Here is a 22,338-nt window from a genome sequence, read left to right as displayed (position 1 = left end):
CAATAAATGGAATATGAAATTTCTAAGTCAGCTGTACATCTCCGCCTTTTTTGAGCTCGAAAACAGCTTTATGGCTGCCATCAGCAGTAATTTCGTATTTTCCTTTGTAGCCTTCAACTGTGATAAAGCCGTTTGCATCGGTTGTTGCGTCCAGTTCAGTGTGCCATTCTTCTTTGATAAGATGATGAAGGGCATTGTATGATGGTTTTAGGCTGCCGTCTTTACGGATTACGCCGCTTGGTGCATTGAGCCAGGCTCCGTCGCCAAAATCCCAGTTTGTAATTGCTGTAACAAGAGGATGATTTTCAAACAGGTTTCGGTACATTTTTGAAAGGTCTTCGGCCTGTTTCTGCTCGAGTTCTGGGGTTGCATCATCATCATTATAATGGGCATCTTGAAGGTCTGTGATTTCCGGCGCAACAAGCGGACCGGCAACAATTGTATTTTCTGTAAAATGAATTGGAAGTCCAAAGTGTTCAAAGCGGGCAAGTATTTCTTCTGTTTTTTCAAGAGACCATACTCCCTGATGCTGATGTGACTGAAGTCCAATAGTTTTGATTGGTGCTCCGGCATCAAGACAATCTGTAATGAGCTGCTCATATTTTTCTGACATATTAAAATCATTAATAAGGAAAATACCATCAGGATTTGTTTCCTGAGCTGCATCAAAAACCTTCTTTACAAGTCCAACACGGCCATATTCCTTACAGATTCTGGTGATGGCGTTATCATACTTATCATAAACCGGCATGATTACAACTTCATTGATGACATCCCACATATCGATTACGCCCTTGAAGTTGCCTACATCGCGGTGAATGCGTTCGAGCTGCTTTTTAAGGATTGTCTCATTATCGTAATTCATAAGCCATGGAACACAGCCTGTATGCCAGCAGAGCGGATGTCCTTTTACAGTTACGTCCTTGCTCTTAAGGAATTTTGCTGCGGCCATAAGCTGTTCTGTGTGAGGTTTTCCTTCTTCGGGTTCATAACCGCCCCAGTAGAAAGGAAGAGTTCCATAGTTGAAAAGTCCAAGCCATTTGTTCATGCGGTCGTCGGTACAAGACTTAAGTGATTCAAAAGCACCGCATCCGAATAGAAATTCATGATTTATCTGATTGATATGAACCTTTGTGTTAGCTGCAGGTTTTCCGTCTGCTCCAAGAATTCTGATTTTTGCAGAAGCTTTTCTATGAGACATAGTGAATTTGTCCTCCTGATAAGGCCGCCGGCCTGTTCTAACTTATATATGGTATAAGTTTACTACAGAAATCTTGAATTTATATAATTTGTGTGTAAAAAAATTGTAAAAAAAAATCTACTAAAATTATAGAGAAGATTTCAATCTTTTACGAAGGTCCATGTTATAATTCGAAGTAAGGAGTATAAAACTGCAATGTTCTATAAAAACTTCAAAACAGTAACTTATTGTGTAGCTGGATGGCAAACGCTCAAGTCTCTGTATGTAAAAGAGAACCCACGCGCAGCTTCGGCCGGCTCGGAGACCTCCGCAAATACAGAGAATTGCGAATCTGTTTTCTACGGCCGCGTAACTCCGGGAGAGTTTGACTTTTTCGAAATTAAGGAATAATTATGGATAAGAAGAATCTTGTTAAACGCATTTTAATGTCTCTGTTCGGCGTAATCATTTGCGCCATCAGTGTTGGTATTTTCAAAATAGCTGCGCTCTTCCTTCTTTCAGGAGGTGCTGCCCGAGCCATCATCACAATTGCAGGAGTTGGTACAATCATAACAGCATTCACATTGCTTTCGCGGGTTTCTTCTATTAGTACAAAAAAATTTTGATAATTCTATAGAAACTGTGTTAAAATATTATTTAGGGAGTTTCTATGTGCGAAAAATTTATTGAAATTCTGTCAAAAAAGAAAACGTGGATTTTTTTAATAATGTGCCTTATGGTACATATACTTAATTCTGTCATTTTTTTCTTTGTGGGATTAATTCCACTTTCAATGTTAAATATTTTAAGCACAATTTTTTATTCAGTTGTAATAGTAAGCTATAAAGAAGATAAAGATTTTTACATTATTTTCACTTATTTCGAAATCAGCACTTTTTCATTAATCAGCGAATTATTTTCCGGCGGTTCATTCTTCTACATTTTTTATGTTATAGGAATGATTTCTTCGGTTTATTATCTTCTTCCTCCAAAAAAACGCATGAAGCAGATTTTTCAGGGAGTTGGAATAGTTTATGCAATTGCCATTTATTTTGTTCACATCAAAGAAATTTGTTTTTTCCCGGAATTCCTTCCAGCTGTAAATCTTTGTAAGCATGAAATTGGACTCTTAAATCTTTGTATTACACTTTTCACTCTATTCTACATTTCAAATCTTTATTTCTTTGAGATGAATGCAGCTAATGAAAAGCTTTCTTATTGCAGTGATCATGACTTAATGACAGGTCTTTTTAACCGCCGCTTCTTTGAGCATATCATGGAGCGCAATAAGACTGAGAACGAAAACAAATATACAATTGCAATTTTTGATATTGATGATTTTAAAAAAGTAAATGACACCTATGGCCATCAGGCTGGTGATGAAGTTTTAAAAATTGTAAGTAAAACAATAGAAGAATGTTCAAATGATGAGTTTGTAACTGTAAGATGGGGTGGAGAAGAGTTTGTACTCTACATGCCTCGAACAGATGAAATTACAGCTTACGAACATCTTGAGTATCTTCGTAAAAGAATTGCCAATACAGAAATAGAATTTGATGATAAAAAAATCAAAGTAACTGTAACTGTTGGTATGTGTACAGGAACAAATCTTACTGATTATGAGCTTGTGATTCGTACTGCAGATGACAGACTCTATTACGGAAAACGTAACGGCAAAAACTGCGTAATCAAATAAATTTTCTCCCTCAAACAGAAATAAATAGGTAGTTACCGAAATTTTTGCGAATTGACGGCACAAAAATTCAATGAGAGCATAATAGTAATTTAAAGCTAAATGTTTTCGGAGGAACATAGTTTAAATTAAAAACTATATAAAAACAGAGGTTTTTATGAAAAAAGCAAGAATTGCTATTTGTGCGGGAGTGGCTGCCTTAGCCTTGAGCTTAGGTGGATGTTCAAACTTGTTGGGCGATGTTTCAACTGAAAGTGCTGTTTTATCTTCAAGAAGCGTAACTGTAAATGAATCACTTTCAATTGATTCTTCAATCGCTACTCCTTTTGGTCTTGTGGCAGATGTCAGCGAGAACAATCTTATTCGACTTGCATGGGGTTGCCCATCGGTTAAGCCGGACAAATGGTTTATTTATCTTGATGGTCAAAAAGTGGATGAAACTTCAATCTTAAAGCAGGTTGAAATCGAAAGTTATTCTGGAAATCATGTTGTTGCAGTAGCAGCTGTTAAGAACGGAAGACGTTCAGAAGCAGAAGGAATCGAAGTTACTGTAAAGGGAACACCAGCACCTGTAGGAAACAACTCTGGTCTTGTTTCTGGTTCAACTTATAAAATTATTGCAAAGTGTTCAGGAAAAGCCTTGGACAACGATAACTGGCAGACAGCACCAGGAACCAACATTCATCAGTGGGGCTATGGTGACAATCAGGCAAACCAGCAGTGGATCTTGCGCCAGAATTCTGACGGTACATGGAAAATCTTAAATGCATATTCAAAGCTTGCTCTTGATGCTGCAAACTGGGGAACAACTGATGGTACAAACGTTATTCAGTGGACAGACCTCAATAACAGAAATCAGGACTGGTTTATCACTAAAGAAGGTTCTTACTACAAAATCATAAATGCTTATTCTAATCTTGCTCTTGATGTTAGCGCTGCTTCTGCAGAAGATGGTGCTAACGTTCAGACATGGACTTGGAATGGTACAGATGCTCAGCTTTGGGAACTTACTAATCTTTCTAATAGTAGCGGAGATCCTGTAAATCCAGAACCACAGCCTCAGCCACAGCCAGGTGACAGAGGTATTCCAGTTGATACAAACGATGTTCTTGTACCACTTAAGCAGGGAATGAAGATTACTTATCAGTTCCAGAACCATACACGCGGAAAATTTTCTGATAATCAGATTTACATCTACATCATCTGTATGAATCAGAACAATGTATGGTGTTATGCACGTCCAGACGGAGCTCTTATTCCAATCGGTTCTTCAGACTCTTCTGCATGGCAGTACACTCTTGCTGATGTAAAGAATACTGGTTTCCAGATTCCTCTCTCATATTCAGGACGTATTTACTACTCTTACGGTAAGCCTCTTGTAATGTGGGGAAATGGTAACGGTGTAGTTCTTCCTTCTTTGAGCAATCCTTCAGATGCTAACTACGAAACATATTTTGACTGGCTTGAGTATACAGTAAATGATAACGGTTTCTGGGTTAACACCACTCAGGTAGATCAGCTTGGTTTCCCTGTTCTTATGAATGTTTATGACAAAGATGGTCGTGTTCAGCAGACTGGTATTTCAACAAAACGTGAAGTTATCTGGGAATACTTCAAGAAAGAAATGCCTGCTGAGTTCAAGACTCTTGCAAGTGAATACAGAATATTTGCTCCATGTAAGGGTGCATTTGATAACAGAACTGGCGGTGCTTACGGTAATTACTTTAATGATTACGTTACACAGACCTGGAACACAATTGCTTCTAAGAGCCAGACTGTAACTCATCCACAGGGTAAGTTTATTCTTACTGGTGACGGAACAAATCTTTACTTCCGTTGTATAGAAGCTTATGGTGCAATTGCAGCTGCAGGACAGACTTATGTAATCCGCGGTAAGCCAACAACAAGCGAAGTATTCGAAGGCTACGGAGTTCTTGCTTCTGGAAATCCTATGGAACTTGCTCTTGAAGCTTGGATCTGTGCAGCTCTTAACCGCCATGTAGCTCACATGGAACCAGATGCATACTGGAACAATGCTGCAGCATATTACAATGCCGGCCCATGTAACTACTATTCAAAGTTCTGGCATGATCACAGCGAACGCGGCGGACTCGCATACGGTTTCTGCTACGACGATGTAAATGACCAGAGTGCTACTACATTCACAACAAATGCTCGTGGTGTAGTTGTAAGATTGGGATTCTAAAATATCAATTTATAAAATCTGATAACCGTCTGATGAAAATCAGGCGGTTTTTTCTATGCCAAAAACCCGGTTAGTACAAAGAAAGAACAAACATTAAAAAAATATAAGGAGGTCTTATGAAAAAGACAAAAACTATTCTGGCTGCAATGGCCATGGCGTTGGCCTTTACAAGTTGTAAAGGGATTGTGAGCTCGGACCTTTCAGAAGGTTCAAGATCTGCAAGAGCTGCGGCATCAGCATCCAGTTCTAAGAGGGTTGTTGGTTACTTCTGTGAATGGGGAATCTATGGTGCGCATGATAACTATTATGCGACATCTATTCCTGCAAACAAATTAACCCACATTAATTATGCATTCGTTGGTCTGGATCCTTCTTCGCAGGCGGTTCAGATTTTTGATCCATGGGCAACTACAGATATTGTATACCCTGGAGACAAATGGGATACACAGTACAAAGGTAACTTAGGACAGTTACGTAAACTTAAAGAAGAGTATCCTCATCTTAAGGTTTTGATTTCCGTTGGAGGATGGACAAAATCTAATGGCTTCCATGCCGCTGCTGCTAATGCAACTACACGTGCACGTGCTGCAGAAAATCTTAAAAACTTTGTTGTTCAGTATGGTCTTGATGGTGTTGATATTGACTGGGAATATCCTGGTGTAAATCGTCCGAAAGATCCAAATGATGAATACGACCTTGGAGCTCCTGGTGGAATTGAAGATAAAGAAAATTTCACTTTATTCTTAAAGGCTATCCGCGAAGCTCTGGATGCTCAGGGACGCAAAGATGGTAAAAAATATGAACTTACAGCCGCTATTGGTGTAGGTTATGACAAAATCGCTGTAACAAATCCTGGTGACTATTGTAAATATCTGGATGCATTGAATCTTATGACTTACGATATGCACGGTGCATTTGAAAGCAATACAGGACATCAGGCTCCGCTTTATGCAAACATGAACTGCGGCATTTATTCAGATGATGTTAGAGAAAAGTATAACATTGACTGGGCTGTTAAAAAGTTCATTTCGGAAGGTGTTCCTGCAAGTAAAATTGTTGTAGGTCTTCCTTTCTATAGCCGTGGCTGGAACAATGTTTCTGGCGGTCTTGATTTTGATGGTGATGGCATTGGAGACGGTATGTTTGGTACTGGTGGTTCAACTTTGTCTGGAAAATGGGGCGTTGGTGGACAGAGCCCATATTTTGCAGTTAAGGCATTGGAAAATACACCGGGCTGGGTAAAGTATCGTGATGAAGTAAGTAAGGCTTGCTGGTTGTACAACCGTGGAGCAAGAGAGCTTTATACTTATGATGATCAGCTTACAATCAAAACAAAGTGTGACTATATCAATGAGCTTGGTCTTGGCGGAGCTATGTACTGGGAGCTCGATGGTGATGACTGGAAAAACGGTTATGACCTTGTAAATATTGTTCATGAATCAATTTTGAACGGAGTTGATTTTGGAACAGATATTAATCCTGGTGACAACGGCGGAAATAATCCTGGAAATGATAATCCTGGAACTAATCCGGGAAATGACAATCCGGGAACTAACCCTGGTACAAATCCTGGAAATGATAACCCAGGAACTAACCCTGGTACAAATCCGGGTACAGAAGTTCCTCCAAGTTCTAAGGCAACTGGCCTTCCTGGAACTCCTTCTCTGGAGCAGACTTCTTGGAATGGAGAAGCTTCTTTCGGATTAAGAATGAATATGTGGTGGGGAAACAATGGTACTGTAGCAGAGCTTTATGAAAACGGCGAAAAAATTGCTTCGGTAACTTTTGATGATAATTCACCTAGTGCACAGTCTTATACTTTCAATGTTTCAGGCAAGGCAAATGGAACTTATGCATATCAGGTAAAGCTTATTAACAGCTTTGGAACAAGTGTTTCTGGAACTGTAAATTATACAGTAACAAAGGGAAGCGCTTCTTCTGAACCTGTAAATCCACAGCCTGAACCAGAACCTGAGCCAGAGCCAGAACCTCAGCCGGGAGATCAGGGTGGTGATCAGCCAGGAAACAATCAGCCTCCAGCTGGTGGTAACACATGGGCAGTAATGGGAACTTATACTGCAGGACAGGTTGTTTCTTACAATGGCGCAAACTATTCATGTCTTGTAACACACGTTGCATATTCAGAAACATGGAATCCAGCAGATACTCCAGCTTTGTGGAGCAGAATCTAAAAAAGAAGGGATATAATGAAAAAATTTCAAAAAATAATTGGTGCCGGACTTTTGGCTTTTGGCATGGTTTTTGCAGGCTGTTCCAATGCTGTAACTGATATACAGAATTCACGAACACTCAGCTCACGTGCGGCATATTCTTCAATTGCACCATGGGCGGCAGGCACATACTACAACATTGGAGATAAGGTATCTTACAAGGGCCTGGTTTATCAGTGCCGCCTGGCTCATACAGCTTTAGACGGCTGGCAGCCTGACGGCGTTCCTGCTCTCTGGTTGGAAATTGGGGTTGCAGAGGACGAACCTGTTTTGCCTCCAGATAATCCTCCGGCAGAAGATGAAAATCCTGGAAATGATAATGAAGATGAAACTGTAATCACTGTTCCGGGTCTTCCAAAGCATATTCTTACAGGGTACTGGCAGAATTTTAATAATGGTGCAAAAGTACTTCGTATCAGTGAAGTTCCAGAAACTTATAATCTGATTGTAGTTTCTTTTGCTGATGCAACAAGAAATCCTGGTGAAGTAACATTTAATCTTGATACTTCTTTGGGTTTTTCTGAAGCACAGTTCATTCAGGATATTAAAACTGTTCAGGCACGCGGCCAGCATGTTATTATTTCGGTTGGTGGTGAAACTGGTAATGTTACAATTGCAAGTGATGCAGATGCAAATCGTTTTGCAACTTCTGTAACAAACCTTATGCGCAAATATGGCTTTGAAGGTGTAGATATCGACCTGGAGCATGGTATTCAGGCTCGATATATCGAAAAAGCTCTTCGCGCTATTCCAAAGGGTTCTATCATCACCTTTGCTCCTCAGACTCTGGATATGCAGGGTACTGGTCAGGAATATTTTAAGCTTGCTCTGGCAATCAAAGATATTTTGACTGTTAATAACACACAGTATTACAATTCGGGTACTATGTGCGGTTATGATGGAAAAGTTTATGCTCAGGGTGGAGAAGACTTTTTGACAGCTCTTGCAACAATTCAGCTTGAAAACGGCCTGCGCGCGGATCAGGTAGGCCTTGGACTTCCTGCAAGTACAAGAGGTGCCGGCAGCGGATATGTTGACCCTCAGATTGTTGTAAACGCACTGGATACTCTGGCTTATGGAACAAAGCATGGTTCTTATGTGCCTCCTCATAAGTATCCAAATATTCGTGGTGCCATGACCTGGTCTATTAACTGGGATGCTTCAAACGGCTGGAACTTCTCTAAGGTTGTTGGTGCAAAACTCAAGGCTATGAACGAGGCTGACGGCGGCTATGATAATGGAAACGGCACAATCGTAATTCCTGGAGATGATGATTCAGGAGATGACGATACAGGCGACACTCCTGGTGATGATTCTGGAAACGAGCCTCCACATGAGGAAGAGCCTTCAACTGACAATCCTGGAAATCAGAATCCTGGCAGTGAAACTCCTTCAACAGAGGTTCCTGCAAGTCCAAAGGCAACAGGACTTCCTGGAACACCTTTCATTGAGCAGTCTACATGGAACGGTGAGGCAAGTTTTGGAATTAAAATGAATATGTGGTGGGGCAATAATGGAACTCTTGCTCAGTTGTATGAAAACGGAAACTTAATTGCTTCTCAAACTTTCACTGATAATTCACCAAATGCTCAAAGCTATGTATTCAATATTTTAAATAAGGCTAATGGTACTTACGCTTATCAGGTAAAGCTTTCTAACAGCTTTGGTACAGCAGCATCGAATACTGTTAATTACACAGTAACAAAAGGTTCTGCTTCTACAACTCCAGTAGTTACACCTCAGCCACAGCCTGAACCAGAGCCAGAGCCTCAGCCGGGACAGGACGAGGAACCTCCGGTTATTAATCCTGGTACTGGAAGCGGAGACCCTGTAATCAACAAGAGCCTTCCTAAACGCATTATGAGCGGCTACTGGCATACCTGGGACGGTGGCTGTCCTTACATCCGCCTTGCTGACGTAGATTCTTCATGGGATGTAATTAATGTTTCTTTTGCGGAACCGGTTACTCCAGGAAGCGGAAATGGCCGCATGAAGTTTGGGGTTGCAGGGGACGTAAATCAGTTCAAGGCAGACATTAAAACTCTTCAGGCAAAGGGTAAGAAAATCGTTCTTTCAATCGGCGGTTATGAAGGATATTTCTATCTTGAAAATTCTTCAGCTGTAAACACTTTCGTTAATGATATCAAAGGCTTTATTAACGAATATGGATTTGATGGAATTGATATTGACCTTGAGCAGTCTTCGGTTGCAATGAACAGTGGTGCAGATCCTGATTTTGCAAACCCTAAAACTCCAAGAATCGTAAATATGATTAATGCAATCCGTCAGATTTGTGATTCTTATGGAGATGACTTCATTCTTTCATGGGCTCCGGAAACCTTCTATATGCAGCTTGGTCATACATATTACGGTGGAATAAACGGATATGTTGATTCACGTGCCGGTGGATATATTCCTATGATTCACGCTTTGAGAGACAGAACTACTTATGTTCAGGTGCAGCTCTATAATTCGGCAGCAGTTCAGGGAAATGATGGCAAATGGTATTCAATGGGAGATGAACCTTCTCTGGTAGAGATGTGCGAAATGTTGATAGACGGTTTCTATCTTAATGGTGGAAATCAGTACTTCTTCCCGGGACTTAGAGCAGATCAGGTTGTAATTGCTGTACCATGTTCACAGGGTGCTGCAGGTTCAGGACAGGTTTCTAATACACAGCTTCAGGGGGCCTTCAGAACTCTTGAAGCAAAGTATCCTGGAATGAGAGGATTCATGACATGGTCTATTAACTGGGATGCGCTCCAGAACAATAACAGTTTTGGACGCCAGAATAGAGCATTCTTGAATAACTATTAATCTGATTAAAAGAGATTAGATAGTAAGGCCAGTCCGGGATTTACGGGCTGGCCTTTTTTAGTATTCTGAATTTGACGATTTACGCTTTCCCGTGTTAACTTATTTATAGAGCAGAGGAGGCTGACAATATGAAAGTAGCATTTTTTGATACACGTTCTTATGACAAGGCATCGTTTACAAAGGCCAATACAGACGGTGGCTTTAATTATGAAATAGATTTCCGTGATTTTAAGCTTAATGAAAATACTGCTTTGACCGCGCAGGGTTATGACGTAGTCTGTGTTTTTGTAAATGACGTGGTGAATGCAGACGTAATTGCTGAACTGAAAAAGTGCGGTGTAAAACTGATTGCTCTGCGTTGTGCAGGTTTTAATAATGTTGATTTAAAGGCGGCCAGTGCGGCAGGAATAAAAGTTGTAAGAGTTCCGGCTTATTCACCGTACGCGGTTGCTGAGCATGGGGCGGCCTTGCTTTTGTCGCTTACCCGTCATATTCCTCAGGCTTATCTTAGAACAAAAACTGCAAATTTCAATATTGATGGACTTACAGGCCGTGATTTGCACGGGCTTACCGGTGGTATCCTGGGGACGGGAAAAATCGGTCAGATAATGGCTGGAATCCTGAAAGGTTTTGGAATGAAGATTATTGCTTATGATCCGTATCCAAATGAAAAGTGGGCAAACGAGACTGGAGCAACCTACGTGAGCAAGGATGAAATCTTCCAGCAGAGTGATGTTTTGAGCCTTCACTGTCCTCTCACCGAAGAAACAAAGCATATCGTAAATCACGACACAATGAAGATGATGAAGCATGATGCCGTGATTATAAATACGGGCCGTGGTGCCTTGATAGACTCGAAGGCGCTTGTTCACGCGTTGAAGCACGGTCACATCGGCGGAATCGGTATGGACGTTTATGAAGAGGAAAGCAAATACTTCTTCAGCGACTGGTCTACAGATATCATGACAGACGATGTTCTGGCCCGACTTTTGACATTCCCGAACGTAATTATTACAGGCCACCAGGCTTTCCTTACAACTAATGCGCTGAAAAATCTGGCAGATACAACGCTCGAAAATATCCGGGCTTTTGCGGCAGGCGAAGAACTGGTGAATGAAGTGAAATAACTAATCACCGGTGGTTGAGCTTGTCGAAACCACCTTGTCATCCTGAACTTGTTTCAGGATTTTCAGGAGGAATCTATGAAGCTGGAAATCAAATTCAAAAACGGCCAGACCGAAATCAAAGAGGTCTCAAAAATTGATTTACAGAATAAGAACCCCTGCGTAAACTGCCGTAAAGACGGCGGCTGCTATGACCACGGCTGTTTCATGCCCGAAGACTGGGGAGACTTCCTGGTGTCTACGGATCATTCAATTCGGGTACAGGATATTGAAATGATTAGGGTGATTCAGTTGTAGAATTCTTTGAATTGTGGCAATAAAATAATCAAAGGGGGCGAATTCGATTCCTTTATTATTTCGTTAATGCATTTTATTAGTGGTAAATACGTAACAATTGAATTATAATGCTTATAATGAACACTGCGGTTTTAAGTAGTTTTGATAAATATACAACCTTCTCATTTGGCGGAAAAACGCTGACTTTCCGAACTTGTAATGGTTTGGAAAGATATACAAAAGTTTTACAGTGGGATGATGGTTACATTGAAGTCATGGCTAAGTATAAACACAAAGATGAAGAAATCGAAGAATATATAGACCTTATTCCTGTACTTGAAGGTCTATATATGGATAAAGAAAAATTCCTTGCACCTATCAAAGAGGTAAAAATCGAATATGCCTGAAAAAGAACTTCAGAAAATTGCAGAAAATGCAAAAATCATCGTAAATGGATACGCTTTTTCAAAACGAGATGATGGATTTATAAGCATCTTAAATCTTGATCATCCTGATTGTGCAATGGTAATTAGTAAAGAATTGGAAATTATCGAAACTAACATGGATGAAATTGAACAGGGAATTGTTCTTTCTTTGGCAAAACGAAACTTAGCTTTCCTAGAGGATGACAATGCCTAAATATCTACGTGATAAAATTGCAAATCATTATTTATATTTTACGTCGCAATGTATTGTTGAAGCCATGCATGTTCATGCCAGTGATAAAAAACTGACTGAAAAAGATTCAGCTAAATTTTTTGTAAGAGCAGATGGTTCTTCTGTAATGCAAAAACGTGGAGATCTTACAGATAAAGAAATAACTACAATCCAAAAGTTTATTCAAGCAAATTACATTGATATGTATAAAACATGGAAGGACTTTGGCGGTGGAGATTATTTTAATAAGTAATTATAAGGTGGTCAAATTTGACTACTTTAAATGTACCGAAATCAGTACATTAAAAAACGAACCGCTGATTTGAGGATTGAGCAAGTCCAATAGCTTTATCAGGTTCTGGAAATTTGAATTTTTATTTTTCCGGAGGAAGATTTCTTATCATTTCTAAAACTGCATTTCTTGTTGTTTCATCTAATAAATCTAATTTTTTTACAAATGAACGATACTTGAGAAACTGTTGGATTTCTTTATCTAAAATATCATTTTGAGTAGATTTTGAACGAGGTTTTCCTGTTATTAGATATTCTAAATCTAAATTTAATACCTTTGAGATTTTTAAGGCAGTATCAGCAGATGGTACATTTCCGTTTTTTATTCCTTTACTGATATTTGAAACATCAAAGTTAGCTTCTGAAGCTAGTTTTTTTCGGTCGATATTCCTGTATTCCAGTTCGTAATCAATACGTTCCCAAAAGTTCATATTTATATGATTATGGAATATTCCAATTTGAAAAACTGTTTTATGGACATATTCAAAACATGTTGTTATAATTGAAAATATCCAAAAGTGTTGATTTTGTATGAAAATTATCATTTACGACAATATTTGATAGTAATTATATAACGGAAGAGAGTTAATGGAAGAACCAATTAAAGAAATCTGCAATGTTGCAGATGCTTTAGATATTGAAAAGTACTATATTTCTCAAATAAAAAACGAAACTGATTATTCAACTTTTTTCCGTGGTGAAAATAACATATTAACAAATAACAAGGAAAGAACAGAGTCAACAGCAAGCTTATTCAGAGAGGATGTGACTAACTATAAGAATGAATCAAATTATATAGAAAATATAATTTCAGGAAAAGATTCTAGAAGCTTTGAAACTTTGCCGGATTATATGTCCAAGATTGCTAAGATACAACACTATGGTGGTAGAACCAGGCTTCTGGATTTTTCAGAATGTTTTTGGATAGCTTTATTCTTTGCTTGCTATTCCTCTGATGATAATACAAAAAATTCTGATGGTTTGATTTACCATTTTAAAACTGATTGTTTAGACTTTACAACTTCAGATAAAGATAATTATAGAAAGAAAATACTTGAAGATTATATTCGTTATAGTGGTAATACATTTACTGAATTTAATGAATGGATAAAAGTAGAAGAAAATCAATATCAAAAAACAGCTGAAGAAATACAGCAATTAATCTCAAAACATCATTTTATAAAAATAATTCCTTCTTCAGTTCGGATGAAAAATCAAAAAGGACTTTTCTTGTGGATGGGAGAAACAAAGTTTTCAGATAATCCAATTTTATTAGATGGAATAAAATCAAAGCCAAGTGGAATAACAATACATTACGGCCGCGGTCAGAATTATCAGGGAAAAGTTGGTTATGTAAAAGTTAAATCTTCGGTAAAAAAAGACATATTGAATTATCTGCAAAAAGAACATGGTATTGATGAGGAATTTATTTTTGCGGAAGAAGGCTTTGATAAAAATCTAGAAGATTATATCAGGAGTTTTAAAATCTAAAGATGTACAATCTGCAACGCAGAAATGAAATTTTTTGTCTTTTTCTCAGTATTATAAGTCTTTTTATAGGTGGCAGTATCTATCTTTTTTATCGTAGTCATACTTTAATTATGTTTTCATGGCTTAGGTTTTTAAATTTAGAAAAATATTTTACTCAAAATACATTCAATTCAAACTCCACATTTTTATCTTTTTGTGTTTATTCATTACCGAACGGCTTATGGTCTTTTTCTGCAATACTTCTTTTTGGAATTGTATGGAAAAATTCTATAAGGCATTTTTTGTTTTTTTCTATTGTATTTACTCTAGTAAATCTATTATTCGAGTTTCTTCAATTATTCAATGTTATTCCTGGTACATTTGATTTTATTGATATTCTGGTGTTATTGATTTCTCTTTTAGCAGGAATCTTTGCATATAAACAATTATTAAAGGGGGATTCTTATGAATCTAAAAAAACATTGTGGTAAGCATGTGCTTACAATCGTTATTTTTGGAGTTTTTGCTTTCTTAGCTGGCGGATCTACATATGATGCACAGGGAAAAACAATAAAAGCTTTTAAAGAAGGTGATTATAACAAAGTTAAAAAAATAGGAGAAGGTTCGTCGGATATAAAAAAACCTACAACAATGAGTGATGCCGAAGCTTGTTGGTATTTAGGGGAAGTCTGGTTTATGGAGGGAGATGAAGAAAAAGCTTTAGATTATAAAATTAAAGCATATAATACAATTATAGGTGACTATTTCAAAAATGAATCTGTTCAAAAGAATAATCCTGATTTCTATAATAGAATGATAAACGATTCTCAAATTAAAAAGATTTTGGCTAAACAAGAAAAAGAAAAGCAAGAAAAAGCAGCTGCAGAAGCAAAAAAAGGAATAGTTGGTACCTGGTCATTCTATACAATAAATAAAGATGGAAAGAGTTATAGTAAGAGCAATCTAAAAAGATATCCGCAACAAGTTGTTTTCAAAGAAAACGGAACCGGATACGTTAATACTCCAACTTATCCAGATGGAGCTGATGATCATAGTAATTTTACATGGAGTTATCAAAATGGAGAATTAACAACTTCACTAACTGCTATGAGAGTAGGAATGAATGAAGAAGGATATGTATGGTGTAACTGTAGTGCAATAACAAAGAACATGGGACTTGAAAGAGTCTTCGTTTTCTTTAAGAAGAATTAATGTGATTTGTAAAAATAGAAGCATATGAATATCAAAACTAGAATAATTGCTGTTTTTATAATCATTATAGGGATATTTGTATCCTCATGTGATAAAAAATCTGTAAAATCTACTGAGGATACAAAAATTCAAAATAATGAGATTGAAAGATTAATTAATCAGTATAAAGGTCGCTGGCATTGTATTAGTTCAGATGCTTTTCAGGAAATAATAGATATGGGACTTGTTCTGGAATTAGGAATCTACGTAGATGGTCGGATGAAGATTTCTGCTGTTGTGGGAACTGAAGAAGAATTACTTAATACTGGAACTTGGACTTTATCTCCTGAAATGGATAAATTGAATTTTGTAATACCCGATCAAGAATATGGTGGTTCAATTTATGGTTCATTAACTATAAAAGATGATTCTCTTTATTATGTTCTTGATGATTCACCTGATGAAAAGAGTATTTTCAAAAGATATTAAACTAATTAAAACGAACAGACCGCTCGAAGATTTCGGGCGGTCTGTTCGTTTATAGATCCCGAAACAAGTTCGGGATGACGTTGATTTTGAAGTTTAGCAAACTTCGCAGTTATCAGCTTTGTTTGTTGTAACTGGCTTTCCAGCAGCAGTTGCTTTCTGGCCTGCGATTGTGAAGCACTTGCCACTTACGCGGTATTCGATTTTGCAGAAGTGGTCGATGTCGATTTTGGCTGGCTTTTCACCATTGTATTCGGCACCTTCAATCTGGATGATGGTTCCTGGAGCTGCCCATGGAGCAGTGAGGAGTTCAACCTTTTCTTTTCCGTCTTCTGTGTAGTCGCATGCGAGAAGCATACCGCGGCTTTCTACGCCCTTCATCTTACGTGGAGCGAGGTTAGCAGCGATGATTACGTGCTGGCCGAGAAGTTCATCTTCTGTGAGGTATGGGCGGAGGCCGCTCTGAATAATGCGTTCTGTGCCTGTACCGTCATCCAAAGTTTCGATATAGAGCTTGTCGCCCTGTGGGTTTGTTTCAACCTTTGTGATTTTTGCTACGCGGAGCTCAATGTGCTCGTTGAAGTATTTTACAGGGTTTGTTTCAGCTTCTGATTTCTGATTGTTGTTTGCTGGAGCTTCGGTGGTTGAGCCTGTCGAAACCACCTTCTTGTCCTTTGCCTTTTCAGCTTCAGTTTTAGTATCAGCTGTAGCCATCAAAGTTTCGAGGTCGAGTTCTCCGGCTGCACAAGGAACTGTGATTCCCCAGTTCTCAAGAACCTGTGGGTGAACTTCACCAAATACACCAGCTGGCTGACCATCAACAATCAGCTGAGCCTGGCGGCCAGGAATAAAGCGTGGATCTTCGCTTTCAACTACCTTGTACTCGTGGTCAAGGAAGTAAACGAGGCTTGATACCTCAGATGCTAAAGTATTGAAGTTAGCATTGCTAGCAGCTGTAAGGAAGCCGAGGTGCTGGCGTGTAATTGTTCCAGTGTTTTCATCTTCCTTAAGATATGCAACCTTACCGATTTCGAAAATCTTGTGAGGGTACATAGCGTTTGCAGAACCAGCTTCGGCACGGCAAAGAGAAGAAAGGATTTCTGGACGAATGAACTGATAGTTTTCACTCATAGGGTTAGCAATTTCGATAACTTTAGAACCATCAATCAGCATATTATCAATATAGTCTTTCTTAGAACCAACATAGTTGAAAATCATTTCCTGATAGCCAAGACCAACCATCAAAGTCTTTGCTTTGCGGCTGAACTCAGTAAGTGGAAGAAGACGACCAACTGTGAAGTCCTGTGGAGTACGTGGCTCAAATGCGGCAACGTTGCAGCCAATCATAACATCTTCAATAATATCAACTTCGTGGAGGAAGTCGTTGCGGTAAGGAGCTGGGCTCAAAGTGATTTCTTCACCTTTAACTTCAACTGTGCTTCCCATGCGTGTAAGAGCATCAACAACCTTGTTCATATCAAAGTCGCTTCCAAGAAGCTTGTTGATTGCACCAAGAGTTGTCTTTGTAGTTGGCTGGAAGTAGTAAGGAACCATGATGTCCTTTCCAAGACCAGTGTCATAAGGATGCTTTACCAGGATAGGTTTGATTTCATATCCCTGATCAGCAAAATCACATGCAACGATATTTGCCGAAAGGATGAGGTTTTCAATATTATCACCAGTGAGCTCAACCATAAGATCCTTATCGCCAACCTGAACAGCACCAAGAGTTGCAGAGTTGATGATTGGAGCCATAGAAAGAACTTCGTCCTTAGCATCGCTCAAGAGTGGGAACTTTTTCATATCAGCCAAAATCCAGCCGAAGTCTTTTCCCTTTGGATGGTCAGTAAGAATCTGGCTGCAAGTCATAGGAGCGTCGCAAGCAAGTGGAACAAACGAAGTCTTGTCTGGATCAACAGCGTGATACTTAACAGGGAACTTAATCTGGTCAACGCGGTAAACGCCCATAGAAATAGACTTGCGCTTGCGTCCAAAGTTCCATGCCAGTTTTTCCTGAGTCTGGATGATGTCCTTAAGCATAGGATCATCAATTGCCTTACCGGTAATCATAAATGCAACCATGTAAGGACGGATATCTTTAAGCTCAGGATCAACTTCAACAATACGACCTTCGTAGTCGCTGTTTCCGTGGTTTGACATGAGCTTCATATAGTCAACAGTTTTTCCGCCTTCGTGAAGTTTAATCTGGCGGGCAACACCGTTTGTAGACCAGAGGTCCGGACGGTTAGTATCATTCAATTCGATTTTTACAACGCGCTCGTTTTCAGGCTGGCTCATATCCGGCTTTTCGTCCAGTTCAGCCTTAGCGCAAGGAAGTACGTCTTCCAAAGCATCATAAGTGTATTTTTTTCCGATAGCATCAAAAAACAGTTTTTCGTTACATTCGATTTTAGGCATTTTTTTCCTCTGATTCGGGCACAGTAAGCCCATAATTTTAATGCTCTATTATAGAAAATTTTGGCGATATATTCAATTAATAGGGGGTTCGCGCTGCTGGCTCCGAGTTCAAGGCTTCCGCATTATAAAGATTTACGAATATTTTGGCGCGAAGGAGCGGAGTTGCGTGGCAAAATGACTTTGTGTGTGGCTGCCGCGTGAGCGGCAGGTAATATAGTTACTTTACCACACACAACGTCAAGCGCATTATTGCGCGTTTTTGACCTGCAAATACGCGACTGGGAGCCAAAGGGCACGTTTCAGTTCTTTATAATGCGGAAGCCCTGGCTCGGTGTTGCTTTGACGGCATTGTCCCATCGCTAACCCGGCGTGAAATTAGTAAAATTGTGTGAAAATACATATAAAAACGCATTTTCATTAAAATTATATGTATTTTTATGTCTAAATAAGACGATTTTCGCAGAATTCTTAGGATTTTGGGCTTGTTTTAACGAAAAATCTACTCAAAACAGAGAAAATTTTCAGTTTTACAACCTGAATTCCGGTTTTAATACATATAAAACAGAGTTTTTCGTTGAATTATATGTATTTTCATGAGAAAATGAGTTGTTTGGGGTTCTTAAGGGGTGAATCCACGGGGAAATATTATTGGAATTTCGGGAACTTGAATAAATACACAGAAGTGCACCCCTTAGGCGGGTGGGACAGTCAGGCATAGCCTGCCTGTGCGCATTTTTATTGGAGAATCCTAAAACGGCCCGCTGTCGCAGCCCGTTTTTTAATGGATTTTCAATAAGAGCGGGGATGGGATCCTCCCTCTTTTACTAAAAAGGAAAAAATGGGAAAGAAAATTGAAGAAATGACGCCGCTTCATCAGCTTATGGAGCTTCTTGGTGAGCGGACAAACGATTTGCTGGATTTTATAAAAAATAAAGAGCATGCGCTGAAGAAAGCTCCCGAGGGATCCGTGCGAATTGTTCGATGTGGAAAGTCGCTGCAATTTTATAAGAAGTCGGGGCCAGGCGATTATCAGGGAAAATATATGCCGCGCGAGGAAGATGCACTGGCACGACGGCTTGTGCAAAAAGATTACGATGAGCGTGCGCTGGAAAAAGCAAGACGGGAGTTGCGGCTCATACAGAGCTTCCAGACCTCTCTGCAGAAAAACTCTGTGGATACAGTTTACGAGGCGCTGGACGAAAACCGAAAATCGCTGGTGACGCCGGCGACACTGACCAACGCGCAATACGCCGAACTCTGGCAAAATGTAAGTTACCGTAAAAAGAAAATCGATGAGGCGGGGCAGAAGCTGATCACCGAAAATGGCGAGACTGTGCGCTCCAAGTCCGAGGTGATAATTGCGAATGCGCTGAAATCTCACGACGTGCCGTACCGTTACGAGTACCCTTTGGTTCTCGAAGTTGCGGACGAAGACCTCCGCGAGTTCCATCCGGATTTTTATTGCCTCAATTTGCGCACGCGGCAGGAATATGCGTGGGAGCATTTTGGAATGATGGATGATGCAGAGTATGCGGAGCGCGCTGTTCAAAAGATGTCGCTATATTCGGCCAACGGATATTTCCCGGGAAAGAATCTGATTATTACGATGGAAAGCAAAAGCGCGCCTTTGAGTTCTCAGGAAATCAATAGAATTATAAACGAGTATTTGAAATGAAAAAAAATATAATGCCACGATTTAAGCCATTAGATATTCTCATAATTTTTCTCGTAGTTGCTGGTGGCGTTTTTTTTACTGTGCGCGGTGCCGTGCGTAAAGGCTCGCGGGTGAGCGTGAATGCGAACGGCGTGCACTACGAATATTCGGCAACCGCAAACGGTGTGTACAAGGTAGCCGGTGAACTTGGCGAAACAACTTTCGAAATTAAAGATGGCCGTGTACGGATAATTGATTCACCGTGTCCCAATAAAACCTGCGTGGCACAGGGCTGGCATAATCCGCTGGTGTGCCTTCCTAACAAAGTGATGATTACAGTTGAAGGTGATGGCGGAGCAGGCGCCGGCGTAGAACAGGGAGGCGAGTTTGATGCAATCAGTGAATAATCTTCAGTCCGGGGTCTACTCAGATTTCGGCGCAGACACCCGCCATCAGATTGCGCGCCTGACAGCTCTCACTTTAGTGTTATCGTATGCGGAGCTGCTGGTGCCGCGCGTTATTCCGTTTTTCCGACTTGGGCTTGGAAATGCCGCCCTGCTTATGGGGCTTGGGCTTATGTTTCCAGTCTTTATGCTTTTGAGTGTGATTAAGTCTGTGGCTGCAAATCTGATGGCCGGAACTCTTTTCTCGCCGTTTTTTCTTGTGTCGCTTGCGCAGAGTTTGGCGAGTGCGCTGGTGATGTTTGTGCTGGGAAGAGTGGCGCGAGTTCCGCGCGAGTCTCCGGGGCATACAGTGTCTCTCGAAAACTCAGAGGTCCGCCACAATCTTTTTTCCCTCTACGGTATTTCCGTGGCAGGTTCCGCCGTGAGCGCCCTCGTTCAGATTTCTTTGAGCTCTCTCTACCTGGGCCAGGGTACCTGGAGCCTTCTCGGTCCCATGCTGCTGTTCAATGCGGTTAGCGGTGTGATTACGGCGTGGCTGGCGGAGATGTTAGGAGGGGGAAGTCTCCCCCTCGCTTCAAAGACGGTAGTTTCGACCCCTTCGACAGGCTCAGGGACCGCAACCACCGTCTTTTCCGCTACCCCCTCTGCGGGGACACCCCGCAACGCCCCGGACTCTTCCGGCTCACACACTGCTCACCGTCCACGCAATATCCTCCGCCTGGCAATAATCCTAGCCGCGGCCGCCTCGGTGTTCTTCATAAAAAACACCGCCATTCTTTGCGGACTTCTCCTCCTTTCTTTCCTCGCCCAAAAATTCGCTGGTCGGAAAATCCTGCTCCTGCCGCATCTCTCACTCTGGCTGTTCGTACTGGTAACTTCCGTGCTCGTCCCAAACGGCCGCGTCCTTTTCTCAATCGCAGGATTTTCAATCACCGGGGGTGCCCTCCTCACCGGCTTACAAAAAGCACTCCGCCTTTCTACAGTGAGTGCACTCAGCCAGTGCGCTGTTACAATTCAGCCGAAGGAAAATACAATCCTCGCTCTTTCATTGAATTATTACAAACTAATGCTCGATAGTTTACAAAATACACAAGGTTCAATAATTACAAAATTGAAGGCGGCCTTCGGTATGTGTATGTTTACTCAACAACCTGAATCGAGTCAAAATCAAAACGAAGAGAAATAGAATTTTTAAGCGGCGCAGAATAAACTACGCCCTTATCTTTAGTAAGAATTATAAAATCAAAATCGCCGTCACGACTGCGCCAGAACTCAATAGCCTTATCCAGCCCCATAACAAAAAGCGAAGTACTCAGAGCGTCGCCGTAAATTCCCTGGCGGCAAATTATCGTTACACTCTCGAGTTCATTCTCAACCGGCCGGCCCGTAGTTCCATCAAAGATATGAATATACTTTTTACCATCTTCACCAGTGAAGAATCTTTCATAACCGCCGCTGGTAATCATACAGGCATCGCGAAGCTTCACAGCAGCAACCGGATCACCGCCCCACGGGTTTTTAATTCCCACAGTCCAGTCACTTCCATCAGGCTTTGAGCCAAACACCTGAATGTTGCCGCCAAAATCAAGAAGGGCAGACTTTACGCCATTTTCTTTCAGAAGTCTGATTGCACAGTCTCCGGCGTAGCCTTTGCCGATGGCGCCAAAATCCAGCTGCATGCCGGCAGGGCAGGTAAGAATAGAGGCGGTGGACTGGTCTGCTTTATCGTGATCAGCTTGCAAAATGGAATCCAGAGGAGTTGCAGATTGTAGTTTTTCAGAAATCTCTATTTTCGAAAAATCAGTATATTTTAAAAGACTGAGGATTTTTTCTTCAGACGGAACTTTATAATCTCCTGTCGTAAATCCCCATTCTCTAATTATTGGATAGAGGGCGGGATTAAACGAGCCTTCTGTCATTTCATAAAATCTCAGACTTTTCTGAATCAAATATGTTGTCTCAGGCATAACAGGAATCTTTGAGAATCCATCGGTTTCTGCCTTTGAAGTATTTATTCTATAAACATCGCTTCCCTCAATCGTCGTAGAAAGAATTCCTTCCAACCGTTCAACTTCTTTCTGTACCTGAAGGTTTGCCGCCTTCGCAGAACGGCCATACGACCTCACCGTCATATAAGTGTTCATTGCAGTAAAAGAAGTAGTTTCCATTTTCTGCGAACATGAAGTTGCAATGAGACAGCTAAAAATCAGACAAGAAGCAAGCACCGGAGTTTTTTTCAT

The 22,338-nt window shown here is 40.4% G+C and carries 22 protein-coding genes; 18 read left to right on the top strand and 4 right to left on the bottom strand.

Features of this window, described 5'->3' with window-relative positions; genetic code table 11:
• Positions 1-22: 22 nt before the first annotated feature.
• Positions 23-1,201: an endo-1,4-beta-xylanase gene (locus BM161_RS00695; protein WP_074929734.1), complete on the bottom strand. Its 1,179-nt coding sequence runs from the start codon at positions 1,199-1,201 to the stop codon at positions 23-25.
• Positions 1,202-1,396: 195 nt separating this feature from the next.
• Between BM161_RS00695 and BM161_RS00690 the strand changes: the two genes are divergently transcribed.
• The 11 genes from BM161_RS00690 (at position 1,397) to BM161_RS00640 (ending at position 12,437) form a co-directional block, all read left to right on the top strand.
• Positions 1,397-1,591 carry a hypothetical protein gene (locus BM161_RS00690; protein WP_074929732.1) on the top strand — a complete coding sequence of 65 codons (195 nt, stop codon included), beginning with the start codon at positions 1,397-1,399 and terminating at the stop codon, positions 1,589-1,591.
• A 2-nt stretch (positions 1,592-1,593) separates the two neighbouring features.
• Positions 1,594-1,806: a hypothetical protein gene (locus BM161_RS00685; protein ID WP_074929731.1), complete on the top strand. Its 213-nt coding sequence runs from the start codon at positions 1,594-1,596 to the stop codon at positions 1,804-1,806.
• Positions 1,807-1,916: 110 nt separating this feature from the next.
• The gene (locus BM161_RS00680) at positions 1,917-2,876 is read left to right on the top strand and encodes a GGDEF domain-containing protein (RefSeq protein ID WP_177206181.1); all 960 of its coding nucleotides are present in this window, start codon (positions 1,917-1,919) and stop codon (positions 2,874-2,876) included.
• Between the two features lie 154 nt (positions 2,877-3,030).
• Positions 3,031-5,079 carry a beta-1,3-glucanase family protein gene (locus tag BM161_RS00675; RefSeq protein WP_074929727.1) on the top strand — a complete coding sequence of 683 codons (2,049 nt, stop codon included), beginning with the start codon at positions 3,031-3,033 and terminating at the stop codon, positions 5,077-5,079.
• Positions 5,080-5,195: 116 nt separating this feature from the next.
• Complete coding sequence (locus tag BM161_RS00670) at positions 5,196-7,271, top strand: glycosyl hydrolase family 18 protein (RefSeq protein WP_074929726.1); 2,076 nt, start codon at positions 5,196-5,198, stop codon at positions 7,269-7,271.
• A gap of 15 nt (positions 7,272-7,286) precedes the next feature.
• On the top strand, positions 7,287-10,127 hold the full coding sequence (locus BM161_RS00665; RefSeq protein WP_074929724.1) for a glycosyl hydrolase family 18 protein: 2,841 nt from the start codon (positions 7,287-7,289) through the stop codon (positions 10,125-10,127).
• Between the two features lie 128 nt (positions 10,128-10,255).
• The gene (locus BM161_RS00660; RefSeq protein WP_074929722.1) at positions 10,256-11,254 is read left to right on the top strand and encodes a 2-hydroxyacid dehydrogenase; all 999 of its coding nucleotides are present in this window, start codon (positions 10,256-10,258) and stop codon (positions 11,252-11,254) included.
• 75 nt (positions 11,255-11,329) lie between these two features.
• On the top strand, positions 11,330-11,548 hold the full coding sequence (locus BM161_RS00655) for a hypothetical protein (RefSeq protein WP_074929721.1): 219 nt from the start codon (positions 11,330-11,332) through the stop codon (positions 11,546-11,548).
• Between the two features lie 116 nt (positions 11,549-11,664).
• A complete protein-coding gene (locus BM161_RS00650; RefSeq protein WP_244882598.1) occupies positions 11,665-11,934 on the top strand; it encodes a DUF7724 family protein in 270 nt (89 codons plus the stop codon).
• Positions 11,927-12,166 carry a DUF7723 family protein gene (locus BM161_RS00645; RefSeq protein ID WP_074929718.1) on the top strand — a complete coding sequence of 80 codons (240 nt, stop codon included), beginning with the start codon at positions 11,927-11,929 and terminating at the stop codon, positions 12,164-12,166. The genes BM161_RS00650 and BM161_RS00645 overlap by 8 nt, the downstream gene beginning before the upstream one ends.
• A complete protein-coding gene (locus BM161_RS00640; protein ID WP_074929716.1) occupies positions 12,159-12,437 on the top strand; it encodes a DUF4160 domain-containing protein in 279 nt (92 codons plus the stop codon). Before BM161_RS00645 ends, BM161_RS00640 begins: the two co-directional genes overlap by 8 nt.
• A gap of 121 nt (positions 12,438-12,558) precedes the next feature.
• Here the strand turns inward: BM161_RS00640 and BM161_RS00635 are convergent, their stop codons facing one another.
• Positions 12,559-12,906 (bottom strand): helix-turn-helix domain-containing protein, encoded by a 348-nt coding sequence (locus tag BM161_RS00635; RefSeq protein ID WP_074929714.1) that lies wholly within the window; start codon positions 12,904-12,906, stop codon positions 12,559-12,561.
• 157 nt (positions 12,907-13,063) lie between these two features.
• On the opposite strand from BM161_RS00635, the gene BM161_RS00630 reads away from it, so the two are divergent.
• The 4 genes from BM161_RS00630 to BM161_RS00615 all read left to right on the top strand — a co-directional run bounded on the left by BM161_RS00630 (position 13,064) and on the right by BM161_RS00615 (position 15,625).
• Entirely contained in the window at positions 13,064-13,966 is a 903-nt protein-coding gene (locus BM161_RS00630) for an FRG domain-containing protein (RefSeq protein WP_074929713.1), read from the top strand.
• A 110-nt stretch (positions 13,967-14,076) separates the two neighbouring features.
• Positions 14,077-14,436, top strand: coding sequence for a hypothetical protein (locus BM161_RS14305; protein WP_177206180.1), 360 nt, complete (start codon positions 14,077-14,079; stop codon positions 14,434-14,436).
• Positions 14,411-15,157, top strand: a complete 747-nt coding sequence (locus tag BM161_RS00620) for a lipocalin family protein (RefSeq protein ID WP_074929709.1) — start codon at positions 14,411-14,413, stop codon at positions 15,155-15,157. Before BM161_RS14305 ends, BM161_RS00620 begins: the two co-directional genes overlap by 26 nt.
• A gap of 24 nt (positions 15,158-15,181) precedes the next feature.
• Entirely contained in the window at positions 15,182-15,625 is a 444-nt protein-coding gene (locus BM161_RS00615; protein ID WP_074929707.1) for a hypothetical protein, read from the top strand.
• A gap of 93 nt (positions 15,626-15,718) precedes the next feature.
• Here the strand turns inward: BM161_RS00615 and pheT are convergent, their stop codons facing one another.
• Complete coding sequence (pheT, locus tag BM161_RS00610) at positions 15,719-18,040, bottom strand: phenylalanine--tRNA ligase subunit beta (protein WP_074929705.1); 2,322 nt, start codon at positions 18,038-18,040, stop codon at positions 15,719-15,721.
• Between the two features lie 838 nt (positions 18,041-18,878).
• Here pheT and BM161_RS00605 point away from each other — a divergent pair.
• From BM161_RS00605 to BM161_RS00595, 3 genes are read left to right on the top strand one after another with little or no spacing between them, the layout of a single operon-like run.
• Entirely contained in the window at positions 18,879-19,715 is an 837-nt protein-coding gene (locus BM161_RS00605; protein ID WP_074929703.1) for a PDDEXK family nuclease, read from the top strand.
• Complete coding sequence (locus BM161_RS00600) at positions 19,712-20,101, top strand: NusG domain II-containing protein (protein ID WP_083425612.1); 390 nt, start codon at positions 19,712-19,714, stop codon at positions 20,099-20,101. The genes BM161_RS00605 and BM161_RS00600 overlap by 4 nt, the downstream gene beginning before the upstream one ends.
• Complete coding sequence (locus BM161_RS00595) at positions 20,085-21,284, top strand: Gx transporter family protein (protein WP_074929701.1); 1,200 nt, start codon at positions 20,085-20,087, stop codon at positions 21,282-21,284. Before BM161_RS00600 ends, BM161_RS00595 begins: the two co-directional genes overlap by 17 nt.
• Here BM161_RS00595 and BM161_RS00590 read toward each other — a convergent pair.
• Positions 21,238-22,338: an FAD:protein FMN transferase gene (locus tag BM161_RS00590; RefSeq protein ID WP_177206179.1), complete on the bottom strand. Its 1,101-nt coding sequence runs from the start codon at positions 22,336-22,338 to the stop codon at positions 21,238-21,240. The two genes, BM161_RS00595 and BM161_RS00590, sit on opposite strands and share 47 nt — an antisense overlap.

The sequence above is a fragment of the Treponema bryantii genome (assembly GCF_900113965.1).
GTDB classification, from domain to species: domain Bacteria; phylum Spirochaetota; class Spirochaetia; order Treponematales; family Treponemataceae; genus Treponema_D; species Treponema_D bryantii_A.
This window is presented reverse-complemented; position numbering and strand designations above follow the sequence as displayed.